The 1,711-nt window shown below is 50.3% G+C and carries 1 protein-coding gene; it reads left to right on the forward strand.

Translation table 11 applies throughout. From position 1 onward, the window contains the following. The coding region (locus Q4489_RS18185) for a non-ribosomal peptide synthetase (protein WP_303483362.1) at positions 1-1,711 on the forward strand (1,711 nt) is incomplete at both ends.

A 1,711-nucleotide genomic window follows, 5' to 3' on the forward strand; every position in this document is an offset into this window, starting at 1 on the left:
TAGGCGAGCCTAATAATGATGTATGGGCGGCATTCGAGGAGCAAGTAGCGAAGCAAGGCGAGCGAGTCGCGGTGCGAGAAGGTACGCAGTCGTGGTCTTATCAAACGTTGGCAACGCGAGTGGCCCATTGGAGCGCGGTACTGTCGCAAGAAGGTATTCGTTCAGGTGATGCTGTTGGCTTACTGCTTGAACGTAGCATGGATGCTGTGACGGCTATTTTAGCCATTGTCAGAGCAGGGGCACGTTATGTGCCGTTAGATAGCCAATACCCATCAGAGCGCCTACGTTGGATGCTTGATGATGCTGATGTTGAGCATGTCTTATGTGCAGGGGCATTGCCTGAAGGCTTATCTGCGGCTAAGTCGTTAGATATTCGTACCTTTGATGAGCGTGATGTGACACCGGTTGCTGCGGCAACACGCGTGTGCTCACAAGGTCTGTACTTGATGTATACCTCAGGCTCGACGGGCACGCCGAAGGGCGTACAAGTACCAGATGGTGCGGTGGTGCGTTTAAGTCGAAATCGTCGCGAGTTAGCAATAACACAAACTGATGTCTTGTTACTCCAAGCACCGTTGGTGTTTGATGCCTCGACATTAGAGCTATGGGCAGGATTGCTCAATGGTGCAACCGTAGCGATAGGCCGCCCAGGGACGGTGACGGTTGATGGATTAGCCGCGGACATTCGTCACTATCAAGTCACGGTATTGTGGTTAACCGCATCACTCTTAAATGTTGTCGTGGATGAGCGACCAGAAGCATTACAAGGGCTGCGTTATTTAGTAGCAGGTGGTGACAGTTTATCAGGTCGACACGTGGCCAGTTACCTTTCGAATGAGTGGAGTGGGGTCGTGGTCAATGGATATGGGCCGACGGAAGCGACCACCTTTAGTTGTCTATATCAAGTTCAAAAGCACGACGCTAGTCAAGATGTGCCTATCGGCTATCCACTGGATATGAGCAGTTGTTACGTACTTGATGAGTCGTTGCAGCCACTACCTTTGGGTGTACCAGGAGAGCTGTATGTTGGTGGTGCAGGTTTAGCACATGGTTATTGGGGACAAGGTGAGAAGACCGCCAGAGCATTTTTACCGAACCCGTTTGGCCCCGAGGGCAGTCGCATGTATCGCACGGGTGATAGGGTGCGTTATAACCAAAACGGTGCATTAGAGTTCTTAGGTCGACGAGATGCTCAGGTGAAGGTGCGCGGTTATCGTATTGAGTTGGGCGAGATAGAGCATGCACTTAAAGGTCTTGATGGTGTGGTGCATGGCATTGCTTGGATAGATGAAGACAGTGGTCATAAGCAGTTGTTTGCAGCCGTGAGTGGCGATGTAGAGCAAGCCGTAATTCAAGCGGACCTTGCTAAGGTATTGCCTGAGTATATGCATCCACATCAGTTAATTGTCTTAGCGCAAATGCCGTTGACGGTAAACGGTAAGATAGACAGAGCAGCTGTGTTACGTCAGCAATCAGCAGAGAAAGCAGCCAATGAAGTGATGGATGAGCAGCCACTGTCTGCACTTGAAAGTACCTTGATCGCAATTTGGCAAGATGTGCTGCAAGTGGAGGCAATAGGGCGTTCAGATAGCTTCTTTGAGCTAGGAGGTGACTCGATATTGAGTATTCAGTTGGCTGCACGAGCAGGTGCTGAAGGGATCCACTTCTCATTAGAAGACTTATTTGAACATGATACGGTCGCTGCACTAGC

This window comes from Thalassotalea sp. 1_MG-2023, assembly GCF_030546745.1.
Taxonomy (GTDB): Bacteria; Pseudomonadota; Gammaproteobacteria; order Enterobacterales; family Alteromonadaceae; genus Thalassotalea_C.